The 17,678-nt window shown below is 45.8% G+C and carries 10 protein-coding genes; 4 read left to right on the forward strand and 6 right to left on the reverse strand.

Annotation, left to right across the window (positions count from 1 at the left end):
- Nucleotides 1-12: 12 nt before the first annotated feature.
- From Q4Q57_RS12820 to Q4Q57_RS12845, 6 genes are all read right to left on the reverse strand, one after another.
- Nucleotides 13-222, reverse strand: coding sequence for a hypothetical protein (locus tag Q4Q57_RS12820; RefSeq protein WP_220592880.1), 210 nt, complete (start codon nt 220-222; stop codon nt 13-15).
- Between the two features lie 162 nt (nt 223-384).
- Nucleotides 385-768: a VOC family protein gene (locus Q4Q57_RS12825; protein WP_311891038.1), complete on the reverse strand. Its 384-nt coding sequence runs from the start codon at nt 766-768 to the stop codon at nt 385-387.
- Nucleotides 769-910: 142 nt separating this feature from the next.
- Nucleotides 911-3,148: an alpha-amylase family protein gene (locus tag Q4Q57_RS12830; protein ID WP_311891039.1), complete on the reverse strand. Its 2,238-nt coding sequence runs from the start codon at nt 3,146-3,148 to the stop codon at nt 911-913.
- Complete coding sequence (locus Q4Q57_RS12835; protein WP_311891040.1) at nt 3,145-5,475, reverse strand: glycoside hydrolase family 13 protein; 2,331 nt, start codon at nt 5,473-5,475, stop codon at nt 3,145-3,147. The genes Q4Q57_RS12830 and Q4Q57_RS12835 overlap by 4 nt, the downstream gene beginning before the upstream one ends.
- A gap of 97 nt (nt 5,476-5,572) precedes the next feature.
- A complete protein-coding gene (locus Q4Q57_RS12840) occupies nt 5,573-7,075 on the reverse strand; it encodes a tryptophan halogenase family protein (RefSeq protein WP_311891041.1) in 1,503 nt (500 codons plus the stop codon).
- Between the two features lie 128 nt (nt 7,076-7,203).
- Complete coding sequence (locus Q4Q57_RS12845) at nt 7,204-9,999, reverse strand: TonB-dependent receptor (protein ID WP_311891042.1); 2,796 nt, start codon at nt 9,997-9,999, stop codon at nt 7,204-7,206.
- A gap of 496 nt (nt 10,000-10,495) precedes the next feature.
- Here Q4Q57_RS12845 and Q4Q57_RS12850 point away from each other — a divergent pair, with 496 nt between their 5' ends.
- The 4 genes from Q4Q57_RS12850 (at nt 10,496) to Q4Q57_RS12865 (ending at nt 17,543) form a co-directional block, all read left to right on the forward strand.
- Nucleotides 10,496-12,118 (forward strand): alpha-glucosidase, encoded by a 1,623-nt coding sequence (locus Q4Q57_RS12850; protein ID WP_006087298.1) that lies wholly within the window; start codon nt 10,496-10,498, stop codon nt 12,116-12,118.
- Nucleotides 12,119-12,514: 396 nt separating this feature from the next.
- Nucleotides 12,515-13,786 (forward strand): sugar MFS transporter, encoded by a 1,272-nt coding sequence (locus Q4Q57_RS12855; protein WP_311891043.1) that lies wholly within the window; start codon nt 12,515-12,517, stop codon nt 13,784-13,786.
- 144 nt (nt 13,787-13,930) lie between these two features.
- The gene (locus Q4Q57_RS12860) at nt 13,931-15,145 is read left to right on the forward strand and encodes an RsmB/NOP family class I SAM-dependent RNA methyltransferase (protein WP_006081516.1); all 1,215 of its coding nucleotides are present in this window, start codon (nt 13,931-13,933) and stop codon (nt 15,143-15,145) included.
- A 148-nt stretch (nt 15,146-15,293) separates the two neighbouring features.
- Complete coding sequence (locus tag Q4Q57_RS12865; RefSeq protein ID WP_311891044.1) at nt 15,294-17,543, forward strand: EAL domain-containing protein; 2,250 nt, start codon at nt 15,294-15,296, stop codon at nt 17,541-17,543.
- The last annotated feature ends 135 nt before the right edge of the window (nt 17,544-17,678 follow it).

A 17,678-nucleotide genomic window follows, 5' to 3' on the forward strand; every position in this document is an offset into this window, starting at 1 on the left:
AAGGACTAAAAATCATATCCTCATAAAATAGGGGAGTGCGATGAGGGCGATGCCTATGGCGATAAGTAATGCGAGATTGGTGACAAAATAAGGGTAAATCATCAGGGTGAGACCTACGACTAAAGGGATGGGGGCGGCTTGGCGTTTGCCGTAGGTGAAAAAGCCAAGACCAATGAGGCTAAAGACCAAACTCCATAGTAATAATACGGGATTATCAAACACCTTGAGTTCCTCAGTGGCTAACCTAGCTAGACTTTGACCTTATCCTAGCGTCAAATTGGTTAAACGGCAGTGTCGCTTGGTTCAGTCTAATCCTAAATCATTCCCGTGGTAATTAAGCTTTGTTCATCTCATTCTCTGCTCTGAGGCTCAGCTTGATTCGCGCTATAGCTCATATAATTCTAAGGGGAGGCCGTCGGGATCGCTAAAGAAGGTGAATTTTCTGCCTGTGTATTCGTCAATGCGGACGGGTTCGACGATGATGTGATGGGAATGAAGATGTTCGATGGCGGTTTCAATCGATGCGACGCGAAAGGCAAGATGCCTCAGTCCACAGGCTTCGGGATAGCTGGGGCGTTTGGGGGGAGTGTCGAATGAAAACAACTCGATTTGACTCTTATCCCCGAGCTGTAAATCGAGTTTATAGGAGCGACGTGCCTCACGGTAATGCTCTGCGAGTACGCTAAGACCAAGAATAGTCATATAAAAATGTTTGGATTTTTCATAGTCGCTACAAATAATCGCTGCATGGTGAATGCCGAGTAACATCGCTTTCCTTTGTGATTTTTAAAGGGTAATTAAATAAGATAGAAAGGTTTGAGAGTATAACGGTTAAAAAATATAGCGTCACAGTTTAGCGTGACGCTATCGGTCAATTTCAATTTTTAGCTCACCTTGGCTTGTTGCTCGTTTAATCTTCCAGCTCGAATATGGCTGAAGACAACGGTGCAAGTTGCATCTGAACTAGTCCTTCAGCTTCCTTAATGACTAACTTCGCCGCATGATCTTCGAGTAAATCCTTAAGCGGATATACGCCGTCCTTTAATTGCCACTGACGGATGAGCTCTTTGGGGAGCTTGAGCTGTAAGGCTTTTGATTCGGTCTGACTGAAGTTACTGACCACAATCAACTTTTGAGTCTGCTTTGAGGTCCCAGATATCACCTCGAAGCGGGCAAAGGCGAAGGTGCTGTCGTCATAGCCTGTTTCGTTTGCAGAACTATTTTGAGTACTCATATTTTGAGTGCTGTTACTTTCAGTCGCATTCTTCTTGCTGCGATTCGCGGCATCGAGTGAATAATATTGGCCTAACAGTGCAGGCGCAGTTTGGCCTGTGCTTAGATTCAATAGCTTTTGATAGTAAGCCCGCAGCGATGTTTCCTGCGCCGTTGATTGTCCACCATCAAACTTGCCATTGTTCATCCAGCGCTGATGGGCAGGGACGCCAACATAGTCAAAAATACTGGTGCGTGATGCATGACCAAAGCCTGGATTATCGATGGCGGCTTCTCCCACTTCTTGGCCAAAATACACTAACGTCGGTGAAGTACTTATCGTTGCCGACACCACCATAGCGGGTAGGGCGTAGTGTGGATTTACGGCTTGGGTCTCTAGGGAGCTATTCGTTGGTTTATTTGTTTGTAGCGATGCTAAAAATGATGCATTACCAATACGTTGCTCGTCGTGGTTCTCTAAAAAGTGCAGCATGTGGGATTCAATATCCTGCACTTTTGCCTGATCCGCCGCGATATTAGCTGTGCTGGTTTTACCCGCCATCACGGCTTTTAGGGTGTCGTAAAGATCGACCTTATCGTACAGATAATCCATTTTTCCAAGCTGGATATAATCTCGGTACAACTTAGGGTTATAGACCTCGGCCAAGATAAAGGCATCGGGATTAGTGTGTTTTATCTGGCTGTTGAGGTAACTCCAAAACTCCACTGGCACCATTTCGGCCATATCGTATCGAAACCCATCGACTCCTTTTGCAAGCCAATATTGGGCAATCTGATTGAATTTAATCCAAGAGCTTGGGATCTCGGCTAAGTGTTGTTGCCAGAAAGCGTAATGCTGCGCTTCAGTAAAAGTGGCGAATTTAGCTGGCAGGCGAGGGAAGTCATAGGTGCCATCGGGGCGTACGCCGTAATTGATTTTAACTGTCTCGTACCAATCATTAGCATCGGGCTTGGCTAAGCGTGAGCCGTTGCCAGTCCACTTTGCGGGAAATTCATCGAATTTGCCGTCACTTAAGGGGGGAGCTTCTCCGCCAAGCGGTTTAAGTCCTGCGGGTAAGCTTGGCACTTCAAAGGCATGCGCTTGTCCTTTCGTTCCCATTAAATCCTTATTAACATCAACTTTATCAACGACGTAATAGAAGTTGTTGTTTTTGGCGTACTCCAGACTGGTATCATCATCTTCGCCAAAATCGCGCACGCCTTGGGGTTTACTGACGGATTTATAATGGCGCGCCACATGGTTTGGCACTATATCGATAATTACCTTTAAGCCGTGTTGATGGGTACGGGCAATGAGCGCCTCGAACTCGGCTAAACGGTTAGCTGGGTTGACCGCCAGGTCCGGGTTGACGTTGTAGTAATCTTTAACTGCGTAGGGTGAACCAGCGCGGCCTTTGACCACATCAGGATCATCTGCACTTACGCCAATCGCACTGTAATCGCCAATCAATGCATGGTGGGGAACGCCTGTGTACCACACATGGGTAACACCTAGGTCCTTGATGCTATTGAGTGCAACATCGTCGATATCATTAAATTTGCCGACACCGTTGTCGGCAATTGTTCCCCAAGGTTTATTCGTTGGATTTTTATTGCCATAAAGGCGAGTAAAAATCTGATACACCACAGGTTTTAGCGTCATAACCTCACTCTCAGATTTTGGCTGTAACTCATTATCAAGCGCCTGCGCCGAGGTATTTGCATTGGCCGATAAGCAAAAAAGCGAGGCAGTTAATAAAGCTGCACTAGATAAAGAGGCATTAAACAAAGACTGTAGACATAAATTGAGTGATGAATGCCGCGACTGTTGGCGCTGCGGGGCTTTCGCTGCTTTGGACAGTAAAGCCATTATGGGAAATTTAGCCGCTTGTTGGCTCTGAGTCACTCTGGAATCGATAGGCGATAAAAAGCTCAAGACTGAGTTCCTTTTTGAGTTGAGTTTTTCGCTAGGTTATTAGCGCTGTTGTTTGCACTGTTGTTAGTTTGAGCACGCGTTAAAGCGTTAGTTTGGTTCCTTGATCGTATTGAATCTTGGCTGCTCGGCAAGCCAATATTCAGCGGCGACTTTGTCTTAGTCTTAGACTTAGAATTAGGTTTAAGCTCGAGGATAGTAACCCCTGCGTGGGGCAATGTTATCGCTTGATTGAGTGAAACTATTTTGCCACTGATAATATCTGTAGCGGCGCCGCTATCGCCAAGTACACTGGCAAAGCGGTTTACATCTAGCGTGATTATCTTGTCATTCTTATTGTAAATCACCATGACTTTATCGGCCGAGGGCTGAGTGCAGGCATTGTGTTGGGTTAGAGAATTGTTTTGTATTCGTGACTTGATCGCTTCGGCTTTCTGTTCAGCAGATAATGGCGCATTTAATACGCAGCGAAATTGCACATAGACGCCATCCTGCGGCACAAAGTGCAGTAAGTCGCCCGATTGTAGCGCAGGGGATTGTTTACGGTAATTCAGTAGGGTTCTGACAAATTGCTGTGCTTGTCGCTGGGGTTCACTCAGCCCTTGGCCGGTAAAGGCGTTAGTGGTACTGTTGGCAAAACCGCCGGGGAAATCACTGCGCACAACGCCATCGTGACGGCCTTCTGTCGGGCTGCTCATTAACACTTCTGTACCGTAGAACAGCTGCGGAATGCGTTTGGCAGTCAGTACATAGGTGAGTGCCATCTTGTATAAGTCTATATTTTCTTTCACTAAACTGAAGATACGATTGGTGTCGTGATTGCCTTCAAATAGCACTAGTTTACTGGGATCGGCATACACAAGATCGTTGGCTAACATCTCGTAAAGCTTGATAAAACCTGTGTCCCAAGTTTCTGGCTCATTAAGGCTGGCAATTAATTTTTCATATAGCGGGAAGTCCATCAAACTGGGTAAATCTGAGGTATAGCCATCGGCATTGATTTTGCCCTTTTGCCAATAGGACACTGTGATGGGGTTTGCGGTCCATTCTTCGCCCACAATATTAAAATTCGGGTACTCAGCCATTACGGCCTTAGACCATTTAGCGAGAAACCCTTTGTCGGCGTAGGAATAAGTATCTTCGCGGATCCCTGAAAGTCCTGCGTACTCGACCCACCAAATACTGTTTTGGATAAGATAGGTTGCCAGTTTGGGATTGCTTTGATTCAGATCCGGCATAGTGTCGGTAAACCAGCCATCGACAAAATCAATATGATCTTGCGCTGCCGCGTAGGGATCTTGCACTGTAGTGCGCCTATGGCTGGTGAAACGGGGGCTGGTAACGCTGGATTTAATAGCACTGGATTTAGTTTCGGCAGACTGAATCAAGTCAGGCTTGGATTCGCGATTATGTAGCTGCGTTTTTGTGGCGTCATTGAGCCAGTCTTGGCTAGGTAAATCGTTGAGCCACCAATGATTAGAGCCGATATGATTCACGACAACATCTTTAATTACCCCAAGACCAAGTTTGTTTGCCTTAGCGACTAAGGCTTTATAATCCTCGTTGCTGCCAAAGCGGGGATCGACGCGGTATAAATTGGTAATTGAGTAACCGTGGTATGAATACTGGGCTTGATTATTCTCAAGTAGTGGATTGATCCATAACTGAGTCACCCCGAGTTTTGCCAGATACGCTAAGTGCTGACTGATCCCTGCGATATCGCCGCCATGGCGAGCATCGGGATAATAGGGGTTGCTGGGATGGCTAGGAGAGTTAGCCGCGACAGGCTCTAGCATATCGGCCTGATTGTCATTACTGGTGTCGCCATTGGCGAATCTATCCGGGGTGATAAGGTAAATCACATCCTTATTGCTAAACCCTTGCCGCTCACGGCTGCCCTTAACACGCGCTTGCAACGTATAGGGCAGGCGATAAAGAGGCGTGTTGGTCTTTGAAGCCGAGTCCGTGCTGGAAATCACCAGCTCAAAGGTTTGCGGAGCAGCTTGGCTAAGATCTACATTAATAAACAGATAGTGAGGGTTATCAGTGTGATAAAGGCTTTTTAGCGTGATGCCGTGCCCTTGGATATCAACCTTAAGCTGCTGCGGTAAGCTAGGGAAATCGCGGCTATACAGCATCAACTGTAACTCAGGATTGTGCATCCCCGCCCACCAAAAAGCGGGTTCAAGTGTCAGGTCTTGAGGCTGGCTTGATGTGCCTTGAAGTGGTAAAGAGAGACTGCTTGAACTTGCCTGCGCTGTGTTGGCAGAGGCGCCTAGGCTAAGCATAATCACTAAGGAAGTGGTGAGAGTCCGCAGGTTTAATATCATATTCTTTCCTTGTTGATTCAAATTTAAACTGCAAGTTCAATTTATAAATCGATGAGTTAGTAAACTCTTAACGTCAGTCGTAACTCTTAAGCCGCATTTATGCTTTATGTGTCGATAAGTGCGCTAAATACTGGTCATGGGTTGGTAGCTTAGTGACGGTATTATCAATAATGGTGCGCATATTGAGCAGAAATTCACTTAGTGCTTGCGGTTGAATGGTTGCCGCTAATGGATTGAAATCCCGAGGCTTAATACCTTGCCCCAACATGACTTGTATCCATGCGGCTTCGGTAAAAAGTTCATCTTGATGTCTAAACACTGTGCCTGTGGCACGAAATAGGGCGATTTTTTGCTGCAAACTCTCTGGCAGAACCATGGTTCGGCATTGATGCCAAAACCCATTTTCCTGAGCATCTTCCCTTTGGTTTAAATGATAGTGCAAGATAATAAAATCGCGGATTTGTTCAAATTCAAGTTGGGACTGGCGATTAAATTCATCGACATTCGCTTGTGCAATTCCTTGATGTGGAAAGAGTTTACTTAAGCGAATAATCGCTGATTGGACTAAATGCAAGCTGGTGGATTCTAAAGGCTCTAAGAATCCACTCGAAAGGCCGATGGCGACACAATTTTTATGCCACTGTTTGATTCGTCGTCCGGTCGTAAAATTGATTTTCTTAGGTTCAGCCAAAGGTTTACCATCTAAATTACTGAGTAAAAGCTGTTTGGCGGCGTCATCACTGATATAGCGACTGCAATAGACTAACCCATTGCCTGTGCGGTGCTGCAGCGGGATCCGCCATTGCCAACCCGCATCATGGGCGATAGAACGCGTATAAGGCGTTATTGCTGGCGTTTTTTCGCAGGGTACGGCATAGGCGCTGTCGCAGGGGAGCCAGTGTTGGTAGCTATCGAAGCCAACCTTGAGCGCTTTTTCTATCAGTAGCGCGGCAAAGCCCGAGCAATCTATAAAGAAATCGGCTTTTACGGTTTGTCCTGTTCCTAAGATTACACTTTCAATATCGCCGTTTGGCGTGAGTTCAACCGCCGTAATTTTGCCTTCGATACGCTTTACTCCGAGTTGCTCACTGAAACGTCGTAAAAATTGGGCATAGAGCGCTGCATCGAAATGATAAGCATGAGTTAAGCCGGCAAGGGGAGAGTTTGGGATCTGCTGGAGTACTTGAAACTTATTGTGTTTTGCCGCTTGGTAATTAACCGAATAATCCCAAAACGAATTGACCTCTTTTGGGGAGGTGCTGAGCCAGTAATGATGAAATTGAGTAAAACCTATATCTTTACCTATATTGCCAAAAGCATGCATATAGGCTTCATCCGGTTTGCCCCAATTTTCGAATTGAATACCCAATTTAAACGTTGCTTGGGTGGCATTGATAAAATCGGCTTCGGAAATCCCAAGGACGTTATTGAATATTTGCAGTGGTGGAATGGTGGCTTCACCTACGCCCACTGTGCCTATATCTTCAGATTCAATCAGGGTGATATTCAGTGTTGATTTAAACAATCTTGCCAACATGGCCGCCGTCATCCAACCTGAAGAACCGCCACCGACAATGACGATATCTTTGATTTTATTCATGATATAAGCCTTTCATTTTATGATTAGTGGTGATCAATTAACGCAGATGAATGACTAGCCTAGTGGCTTGAAATGATAAAGTAAAAAAGCCTCTGTAACAGGTTACAGAGGCTTTAAGCCGTGCAGGATTAGAACTTATAGTTCGCGCCTAACATAAAGTTACGGCCATAGTTTTGGTAATCACGGACTAAACGTTGATCATCGCTAGTGTAAGAGGTGAAAGGCTCGTTGGTTAAGTTGTTCACTTGGAACTGAACTGATAAACCATACAGAGACTCGATACCGCTTTCGCTAAAGTCATACCCGATTTGTGCATCGACCACAGTTTCCGCTTTGATGTTCACGTTTTCGCGTTGCAGACTGATCTTTGTTACTTCACCTAGGAAGTCGCTGCGGTAGCGTGAGCTAATGCGTGCTTCAAAGCCAGAGTTTTCATAGTAAATCGTCGCGTTTAAGGTTTTTTCTGACAGACCTGGCAAGGTTGTTGGATTGCTGGTCGGGGTTTCCTTCACTTCACTGTCGTTGTATGAGCCGCTGATAACAGTACCAAACCCACTTAACACATCGGCAAACATACCAAAGTCGACAGATACAGAGGCTTCAACACCTTGAACATAACCACCTTCACCGTTTTGTGGTTGGGTGACGTCGCCAATCGGGTTATCAGTCGGCCCTTGTGGGAATAGGGTGCTGAAATCAAAGTCTGTATGTTGATCGTAAACGTAGTTCTCAAGATCTTTGTAGAATATCGCTACCGAGAAATAACCTTGGTCGCTGAAATAGTTTTCATAGCTTAAGTCATATTGACGGGCTAACCATGGGCGTAACTCTGGATTACCTGCGTTACCACTCCAGTTAACGTTGCCACCACTTGGGTTAGCTGAATAAGTGTAGTTTAGGTTGGCATTCATTTTGTCCATGCGTGAACGGGTTAACGTGCGCGCTGCGGCTAAACGGACCACTTGGCTATCGGCAACTTCGAAACTTAAGTTAACACTTGGCAGCCATTCAACATAGGAATCACCCGCAGTGCGCGGCGTTAACACCACTACTTCATTTTCAACCGTTGCCACTGTACCGTCAGAAGATTGATCGGTATGAACCGCTTGTAAGCCTGCGTTACCAGTCAAAGGAATACCAAATACTTCGGATTCAAGGTTGGCCATCACATAGCCGGTGGTCACTTTTTCTTGAACAGCCCAAGAGTTAGTTGCGCGGGAAAGATCCACATCAGCAACATCAGTTTCTGTATAGTTACCGTCATTGTAGAAAGCCAACGAGTCGTAACTTAATACATTACCCATACCAAAGAAATCGAGTGACGTCGGTGCAAGTAGGTATTGATCTGGTACTGCCATAGTGTAATTGGCAGAACCGTCATAACCTTTGAGTGTCAGGTAATAACCTTTATCTAATTTGGTTTTATCGCGATTAGTACGATTCACACCAAACTCAACGCTACGAACGGCACCGCCATCGAGCACATATTCAGCGCTTAAACGGAAGGATTTTAGCTCATCCTCAATTTCAGGTTTGTTGATAAAGCCGTCTTGAGTGTTAGCGCCTAGTGGGCTACCCCAACCGAGTGGATCGCCAAGTTTGATCAGGTTTTTATCAGCATAATCAAGGTTATGGTCAAATACATAACCACCTTTACCGTTGTAAGCAAAGCCTAAATCGTCAACCGCTCCCACACCTGTACCGCGGCCAGTTCCTGAGTAACTTTCCATACCTATGTCAGTACGGTTAGCTCTAGACATGGAGATATCGGCTTCAACATTCCAGTTATCATTGATGTTGAATTTATTATTCCAGCCAATAGACAGAGAATCCGCATCACGTTTGTTGACGTCGTTACGGACAACGACTTCTGCGCCATTAATGGCACCAGCTGTCATTAATCCATCACTCACTGTAGGAGAAACTAGTCCACCATTAGTACCCCATGCACCAGGGATTTCAATGCCTCGTAGGCGTTGATCATCGGTAAATTTTGAGTAGTAAATGTCTAAGGTCGAGTGGTAAGTGGTATTTGGCGCATATTCAAATACGGCGAGTACACCATCACGTTCTAATTCACTTGAGCGAACGAAGGGCTTGGCTCCACCTAAACCTTTAAATCCAGCAGCATCGCCAGGTACACCATTATAATCGGCATTGGCGTTATAAAACTCTTGGCCATTATCAATGTGTTTATATAAATCTGGGTAACCCCAAGCTTGCCAACGTTCTTCTTGGTTAGGTGACATCATGCGAGCATAACCAATGGCGACACCAATAGTGTCATCGGCGAATTGGTCAATATAAGAGATACTGCCACGGTAGCCTGTGTCACTTGAGCCGCTGTTTAATGAACCTAAATCGTTCATTTCGCCGCGTAGCGAAACGGCAATCGTTTGTTCACCGTGGGCTAAAGGACTGATTGTTTGCATATCAACCGTACCGCCGATGGCTTGCGCCATAACAGAGGCATCGGGTGTCTTGTAAACCACGACGCGATTTAATAACTCAGATGGATATTGGTCGAATTCCACACTGCGGTTATCGTTCACAGAGGCTTGTTCGCGACCATTTAATGTGGCGGTAGTGAAGTCAGGGCCCATACCGCGGATAGAAATTACGTTGGCACGACCATCGAGTCGTTGTGCCGATACGCCAGGTAATCGTGCTAGGGATTCTGCAATACTGACATCAGGTAATTTACCTATGTCTTCCGCTGAAATGGCTTCAACGATAGAAGAAGATGACATTTTAAGTGATTGGGATTCTTGCAAGCTACGACGAATACCAGTGACTTGAATCACTTCAATATTTTCATCTTTAGCTGTCTTATCTGTCGCCACTTCATCTGCCGCATAGGAGTGCATACTCGCACCTGCGGCAATGAGCGCTAAGGTTAGCAAACTGGGTTTAAATCGCATCATATCTCTCTTCCCCTTGGAGTCGCTTTATCGCTTTGTAGAGCGTTTTATCGTTATCACCGCGTTATGTTTGCGGCCTTTTTTTTGGTATCTGGGCGCTTAATTGACTGCATAAGTGCTGCGTTTATGACCAAATTGTTATGCAACGGTGAAGATACTACTCCCGAGCTTCTTAGCGGAACAACAGAGTGCATACGTATTCAATGCCTCGTTGAGTTAAGAATAGCCGTTAATTGAGGGAAATCTCATGGAGTAAAATGATTTTATTTTGCAATTAAGTGACTGTTAATAAATAGTAAAGCGAGTTATATCTCAATGTGATTTCTGGCGCGGTCTTCTGCATACGTATGCAGGTGTATTGAACCTTATTTCCCTCTTCACGTATGCTCGGTGACACAAAATAAGCCGCGATACCTTTACTCTGCAGTAACAAAGCGATAACTGTTTGCGTGAGTGTGTTAGGGAAAGATCGCTGTAGAATAACGATAAAGGGGCAACAATGAGTGAGTTAACTTGGTGGCGTGGCGCGGTAATTTATCAAATTTATCCGCGTAGCCTTTTAGATACCAATGGTGATGGCGTTGGTGATTTGCGTGGCATTATCGCTAAGCTGAACTACATTGCGAGCCTCAACGTCGATGCCATCTGGATTTCACCATTCTTTAAATCGCCCATGGCAGATTTTGGCTACGACATCAGTGACTACCGCGAAGTTGACCCTCTTTTTGGCACTATGCATGATTTCGATGAATTGATTGAAAAAGCTCACGGCTTAGGCATTAAGGTCATTATCGATCAAGTATTAAGTCATACTTCTGATCAGCATGCGTGGTTTTTTGAAAGCCGCGAGAGCCGTACAAATCCCAAAGCGGATTGGTACGTGTGGGCCGATCCTAAGGAAGATGGCACTGCGCCTAACAACTGGCTCGCGATTTTTGGCGGTTGTGCTTGGGAATGGGAACCGCGCAGACAGCAATACTATTTACATAACTTCCTGCGTAGCCAGCCCGATATCAACTTCCATAACCCTGACGTGCGTCAAGCTGTGCTGGATAATGTCGAGTTCTGGCTTAAAAAGGGCGTTGATGGATTCCGCTTAGATGCGATTACCTTCTGTTATCACGATGAACAGCTCAGGGACAATCCGGCAAAACCTAAGGATAAACGTCAGGGCCGAGGTTTCAGTGAAGATAACCCTTACGCCTATCAATATCATTACTACAATAATGACCGTCCGCAAACCATCGCGTTTATTGAAGATTTACGAAAGCTTATTAATCGTTATCCTGGTGCGGTGACCTTAGGTGAAGTGTCTGCCGAAGACTCTTTAGCTGTGATGGCGGCGTACACTAAGGGTGAAGATCGCCTGCACATGGCCTACAGTTTTGAGCTACTGACCGACGATTACAGCGCCGCTTATATTCGCCAAACCGTAGAGGCATTAGAAGCGAGCATTGGTGATGGCTGGCCTTGTTGGGCTATCGGTAATCATGATGTGCAGCGTGTGGCGAGCCGTTGGGGGCAGGGCAAACAGAATTCAGACATGGTCAAAATGCTCAATGCCATGCTAAGTTCACTGCGCGGTAGTGTGTGTAGTTATCAAGGTGAAGAACTCGGTTTAACCGAAGCGCCGATTGAATACCATGAGTTGCAAGATCCCTTTGGCAAAACCTTCTGGCCTATGTTCAAAGGCCGTGATGGTTGCCGTACGCCAATGCCATGGCAGCAAGGCGCCGATTTTAGTGGTTTTAGTGAGGTATCGCCTTGGCTACCGATAGCACCTGCACATCAAGCGTTAGCGGTAGATGTACAAGAATCAGATGCTGATTCCATGCTTAATGGTTATCGACGTTTTCTTGCTTGGCGTAAATTACACCCAGTGCTGATTGAAGGCGATATCCAGTTTGTGGATACCAACGAGCCCATCTTGGCCTTTATCCGCACCTTAGGAGAGCTCAAAATATTCGTCGGATTCAACTTAGGCGATACTAATGTTGAGTTGGATTTATCACAGTTGGAATTGGGTGAAATATTAACGGGACATGGCCTGAAAACCGCACAAATAGAACACAATCAGCTGAAGTTTTCGGCATTTGCCAGCTTTTATGCAGTTTTAAACTAAAAATGATTCATTTTTATTCGGCTGAGGTGTTATATACCCAAACAGCTTGAAGATGCAGGATTCAGCGGGAATTTAACGCACTTTAGGCAAGGCGGTTATTTGCAGACCTAGTGGACTAAGTTAAAAATAACCAACACGGCATAAAGTGCGTTAAAACCCGCCGGGACGGAGCGCCTAGGGCACTCCACTTCGGTGTTGCATCAATTCAAAAGGTGGCCGACATTCTGTCATTGATGCGCCTTGAATTGAAGCACCCTAGGCGCTCTGAAACTCGTATCTTCAGGTAGCTTGGGTATATACCCAAGCCCACTATTCGACGTAAAGCCGCCCACGGGCACACTGGGGAATGTAACCTTACTGAGTTCCTGATAATAAAAACATACAGAGAGAATAACTATGGCGTCATCAATTAATACCGGTAGCTACACGAGCAGCACTGGCGAAAATGGGTCGGGCAGTTATCGTTTTGCCTTGATCTCATTGACTTCACTGTTTTTTATGTGGGGTTTTATCACTTGCTTGAACGATATTCTGATCCCGCATCTTAAAGCGGTGTTTTCACTGAATTACACTCAAGCCATGTTGATCCAGTTTTGTTTCTTCGGTGCTTACTTCTTAGTGTCGATCCCTGCCGGTAATTTAGTGAAAAAACTGGGTTATCAAAAGGGGATTGTTACTGGTCTTGTGATTGCGAGTATTGGCTGTGCGCTGTTTTATCCAGCGGCCACGCTAGCGACCTATAATCTGTTTCTTGGCGCGTTATTCGTTTTAGCATCGGGCATCACTATTCTACAGGTGGCAGCTAACCCCTATGTTAACGCCTTAGGCAGTAGCGAAACTGCCTCGAGCCGTTTAAATTTAACGCAAGCTTTCAATGCGTTAGGTACAACAGTTGCACCATTCTTTGGTGCCATGTTAATTCTTTCTGTCGCCAGTTCTGTATCAAGCGATTTAGCCCACGCGAGCGCTGAAGCCGAAGTGGTAAAACTGCCATACCTGTTACTTTCTGGTGCCTTGGTTATCTTAGCGCTGATTTTTGCGAAGTTAGATTTACCTGTGATCCGTGAGCATGATCACAGTGTTCAAGGTGAGGTCCAAACCCATCTAGGTAAAACCAGTGCCTTGCAAAGCAAGCACTTAGTGCTCGGCGCTGTGGGTATTTTCGTGTATGTCGGTGCCGAAGTGTCTATCGGTAGCTTCTTGGTCAGCTTCTTAGGTGAAAGCCATATTGCCGGTATGCCAGAAGCTGAAGCCGCCCATTACATAGCCTATTACTGGGGCGGCGCTATGGTGGGACGTTTCATTGGCTCTGTGGTCATGCAAAAAGTGCCGGCTGGCTCAGTGCTTGCGTTTAATGCCTTTATGGCGGCGCTACTTGTGGTTATGGCGATGACAACCAGTGGCAGCATTGCTATGTGGGCAATTCTTGGGGTGGGGTTATTTAACTCGATTATGTTCCCAACGATCTTCAGCTTAGCGCTGCGTGATTTAGGTCCACACACTTCACAGGGCAGTGGCATTTTGTGTCTGGCAATTGTGGGTGGGGCGATTCTACCTTTATTCCAAGGCATGTTAGCGGATAACCTTGGTGTACAGCACGCGTTTATTCTGCCTGTGATTTGCTATGGCTTTATCCTGTTTTACGGGGCTAAAGGCTCAAAAATGTAACGGTTTAACAGAGTTAAACTAAAAAGCGATCCCTCTGGATCGCTTTTTTTATGGCTTTAACCTTAACTCAGCGCCAGCGTGCTTGCGTATTAGGGCCTGACCTCCTATGATCCTCCGGTTTTATCATTCATGGTGACCTTTTAAATGTTGAATTCTCCGCTTTCTGCCAGCTCGAACGAATTAGTGATCAGTATCTTAACTATGGTGCTGAGCCAAGGAAAACCCTTAGATCGGGCCTATTCTCAGCATTTTTCTGGGTTGCAATTGGTACCCGCCGAACAGGCGCGTATCGCATTAACGACGGGTGATATCCTACGTCGCTTAAATTTATATTGTTATCTGGCGGAAATCAGTCCAGATGAGATGGAGCGTTTTGGCTCTAAATTGCTTAATGCGTGGCATTTATTCCACGGGCTTGAACTGCCTAAAATGCAATATTCGTTGCAAGTCGATGAGGCGCGTTTAGCCGAGCGCACCGAGCAGGCGAAAACTAAGCCTGTACTGTGGGATGGTTGTCCTGAGTGGCTCGATGCGATGGGCCGTGAGCAATTAGGCGAGTCTTGGGAAAAGGAGCGCGCCGCGTTAAGTACAGCACCGAAGCGTTTTTTACGCGCAAATGGCCTTAAAGTGACGCGTGATGAATTGGCCGCTAAGCTTGCCGCTGAGTTTGTGAGCACGCTGAGCGTTGATGGGGTCGATTCTGCCCTTGAAGTGACCTCCGATTCTGCCTTGTTCCGTACCCAAAGCTTTAAAGATGGCTTATTCGAGCAGCAAGATGCGGGCTCTCAGCGCGTGGCGGCGGCGCTTGATGCCAAGCCAGGCATGAAAGTTATTGATGCTTGCGCAGGCGCGGGTGGCAAAACCTTACACATAGCCGCGCAAATGCAGGGCAAAGGGCGCTTGTTGGCCATGGATGTGGAGCAATGGAAACTCGACAAACTAAAAGAGCGTGCCCGTCGCAATGGCGCGCACAATGTCGAAACTCGCGTTATCGCCAGCAGTAAAACCATTAAACGCTTAAAGCTCAGTGCCGATCGGGTATTACTCGATGTGCCATGCTCAGGTTTGGGCGTATTAAAGCGTAATCCAGATGCAAAATGGCGCGATACTGTTGAGCGTTTACCTGTGTTAATGGAGCTTCAAAAGCACATTTTAACCAGCTATAGCCGCATGGTGAAGGTTGGTGGCATAGTGGTTTATGCGACCTGTTCTATCTTCCCCTGCGAGAACCGCGGTCAAGTCGATGCGTTTTTAGCCGAGAATCCTAATTTCCGCCTGATTGAGGATGAAAGTATCAGCCCAGCCGATAGCGGATTTGATGGTTTTTACCTTGCAAAACTTGAACGTATTCAAGAATAAAGCCCTGCAGTTAAGACTAAAGTAAGCCCTTTATTGAATTGATACAGGGTTTACTTAGTTAACATTAGTGCCTAGAATTTCCTATAAGTTATAAATATTTTAACATTGTGAATGTGTATTTATATTGCAACTTTTTTCTAAGGGAATTATGGCGTCCGGCGTTAATCTTCCAGATCTGCTCGACCATGCTGACGTTAAACTCGCCCACAATGTCAGCATAGCTTGCTATAGCAGTATTCTCTCTATGCTGCTTAATGGCGCACCGCTACATGAAATCTTGCACGCCTTAGTGCTAAAAATCGAAGCGCAAAAGATAGGCACTCGAGGGTCTGTATTACTGCTCAGCGGTGACGGCAAACGTTTGTTGTTAGGTGCTGCGCCCCATTTACCCGACAGTTATAACCAAGCGATTAATGGGGTTGAGATTGGCCCTAATGTTGGCTCCTGCGGAACGGCGGCTTATTTCGCAAAGCGGGTTATCGTTGAAGACATAGCTACTCATCCTTACTGGAAAAATTATAAAGAACTGCCATTGCGTGCGGGTCTTAAATCTTGCTGGTCTGAACCTATCAAAGATACTCAAGGTAAAGTGCTCGGCACATTTGCTATGTACTACGATACGATAAAGTCCCCAACCGAGCTTGATTTAGAGCTGATTACAGAGGCGGCACGATTAGCCAGTTTAGCCATTGAACGCAGTCGATCAATGGAGTTTCAGCGTTTAGCTGTGAAAATTTTTGATCGCTTACCTTTGGCACTGGTTATCTCCAATTCCGATGATTCCGTTCTCTATGCTAATCCCGCTTTTAGACATATCGTTCTTCCACAAGATATTGATATAGCAAACTTTAACCCCAAGATGTTTTTATCTGCGTCTCAATCGAATGAGTTAGCCGGCCTATTTGAGCATTTAGCGCAGGATAAAGTGTGGCAGGGGGAATTGGTTGGCTTAAGGGGCAATGGCGAGGAGTTTTATCTAGATCTTATCGTCAGCACATTTCGAGAGCCTAATGGATTACAGCCGTGTTTTGCGTGGTTATTTTCCGATATTAGCGAACGTAAAAAAGCGGCGCAGCTGATTAAGTATCAGGCCAATAATGACTCGCTGACTGGGCTTGCTAACCGCAATGCCTTGTTTAAACTGATCCAATCTTTAATTACCTCCGACTGTCTGACGCCCGGCTTTAGTTTTATGTTGATGGATTTAGATAACTTTAAACAAGTTAACGACACCCATGGCCACGACAAAGGTGATGCGTTATTAGTGCAAGTGGTGCGGCAGATTTGCGAGTGCCTCAATGACACTATGGTGTTTGCGCGCCTCGGCGGTGATGAGTTTGCCTTGCTGTTACCTGGGATAGTTAACCAGAAAGAGTTGGCGCAACTTGCTGAAAAAATTAATAAGCATGTGGCTAAACGTTATGTGCTTGCCGATGGTAAAGGCGTTTATAGCTCGGTAAGCATTGGAATTGCGCGTTTTCCTGAAGATGCCCTCGATCTCGAGCAGCTGTTAAATTGCGCCGATCAGGCCATGTATATTTCAAAGGCTAACGGTCGTAATCGTTATCATTTTTTTACTGAGCAAATGCAGCTTAATGCCGAGCGTATTGCCAGCCTTCATAATCAACTCAAGCAGGCACTGGATCAACAGACTTTTGAGCTTTATTACCAGCCCATAGTGAATGCGACCACAGGTTTGATTGTTCGCGCCGAAGTGCTGCTGCGCTGGCAGCATGAAGGGCAATTCATTCCCCCCGATGAGTTTATTCCCATTGCGGAGAACAGCGGCTTAATCGTTGATATTGGTCGAGATGTGCGCCTTGGCGCGATGCAAACCATCTTAGAAATGCAGGCTCATAATTGGCCGATTAACTTATCGGTGAATGTGTCTACCTTTGAGTTTTGGTCCCATGAACTGCAAGATGCCTTTGTGGATTCCTTCGCTGCAATTACCGAGCAACTTGAGGTGACAGATTTCCCCTATGACAGATTAACCCTCGAGATTACTGAGTCTTTGCTGATGAAGCAACATACACATCTTATTGATGTGCTTAATGGTTTGCGGATTAAGGGGATCAAAATTTCCTTGGATGACTTTGGTACTGGCTACTCGTCCTTGTCCTATTTGGCGAATTTCCCTATCGATCAAATTAAGATCGATAAGAGCTTTATCGACCGATTAGACGAAGGCAAGCGTCACGAAGCGTTGGTGGAGGCCATAGTGCGCTTAAGCCATGCGTTAGATTTAACCGTGACGGCAGAAGGGGTGGAAACTGAGTCCCAACTCAAGTTTGTGATGTCGAATCATATTCAAGAAATTCAAGGCTATCTTTTCTATAAACCTATGCCAAAAGCCTCCTTCTTTGCGCTGTTGGCAAAGCAAGCTGAGCTGCATTAGGGTTTTAACGTTTGACCTTGATATTTGACCTTGATGTGAGGGCGGCTTAATCAGCGACAGTCTGATTTAGATATCGGGCTTAGATGTAAGGTTAGAATCAAGAGTTAAATATAACCAATTGAAATATAGAAACAA

The organism is Shewanella sp. SP2S2-6 (genome assembly GCF_031931965.1).
GTDB classification, from domain to species: domain Bacteria; phylum Pseudomonadota; class Gammaproteobacteria; order Enterobacterales; family Shewanellaceae; genus Shewanella; species Shewanella baltica.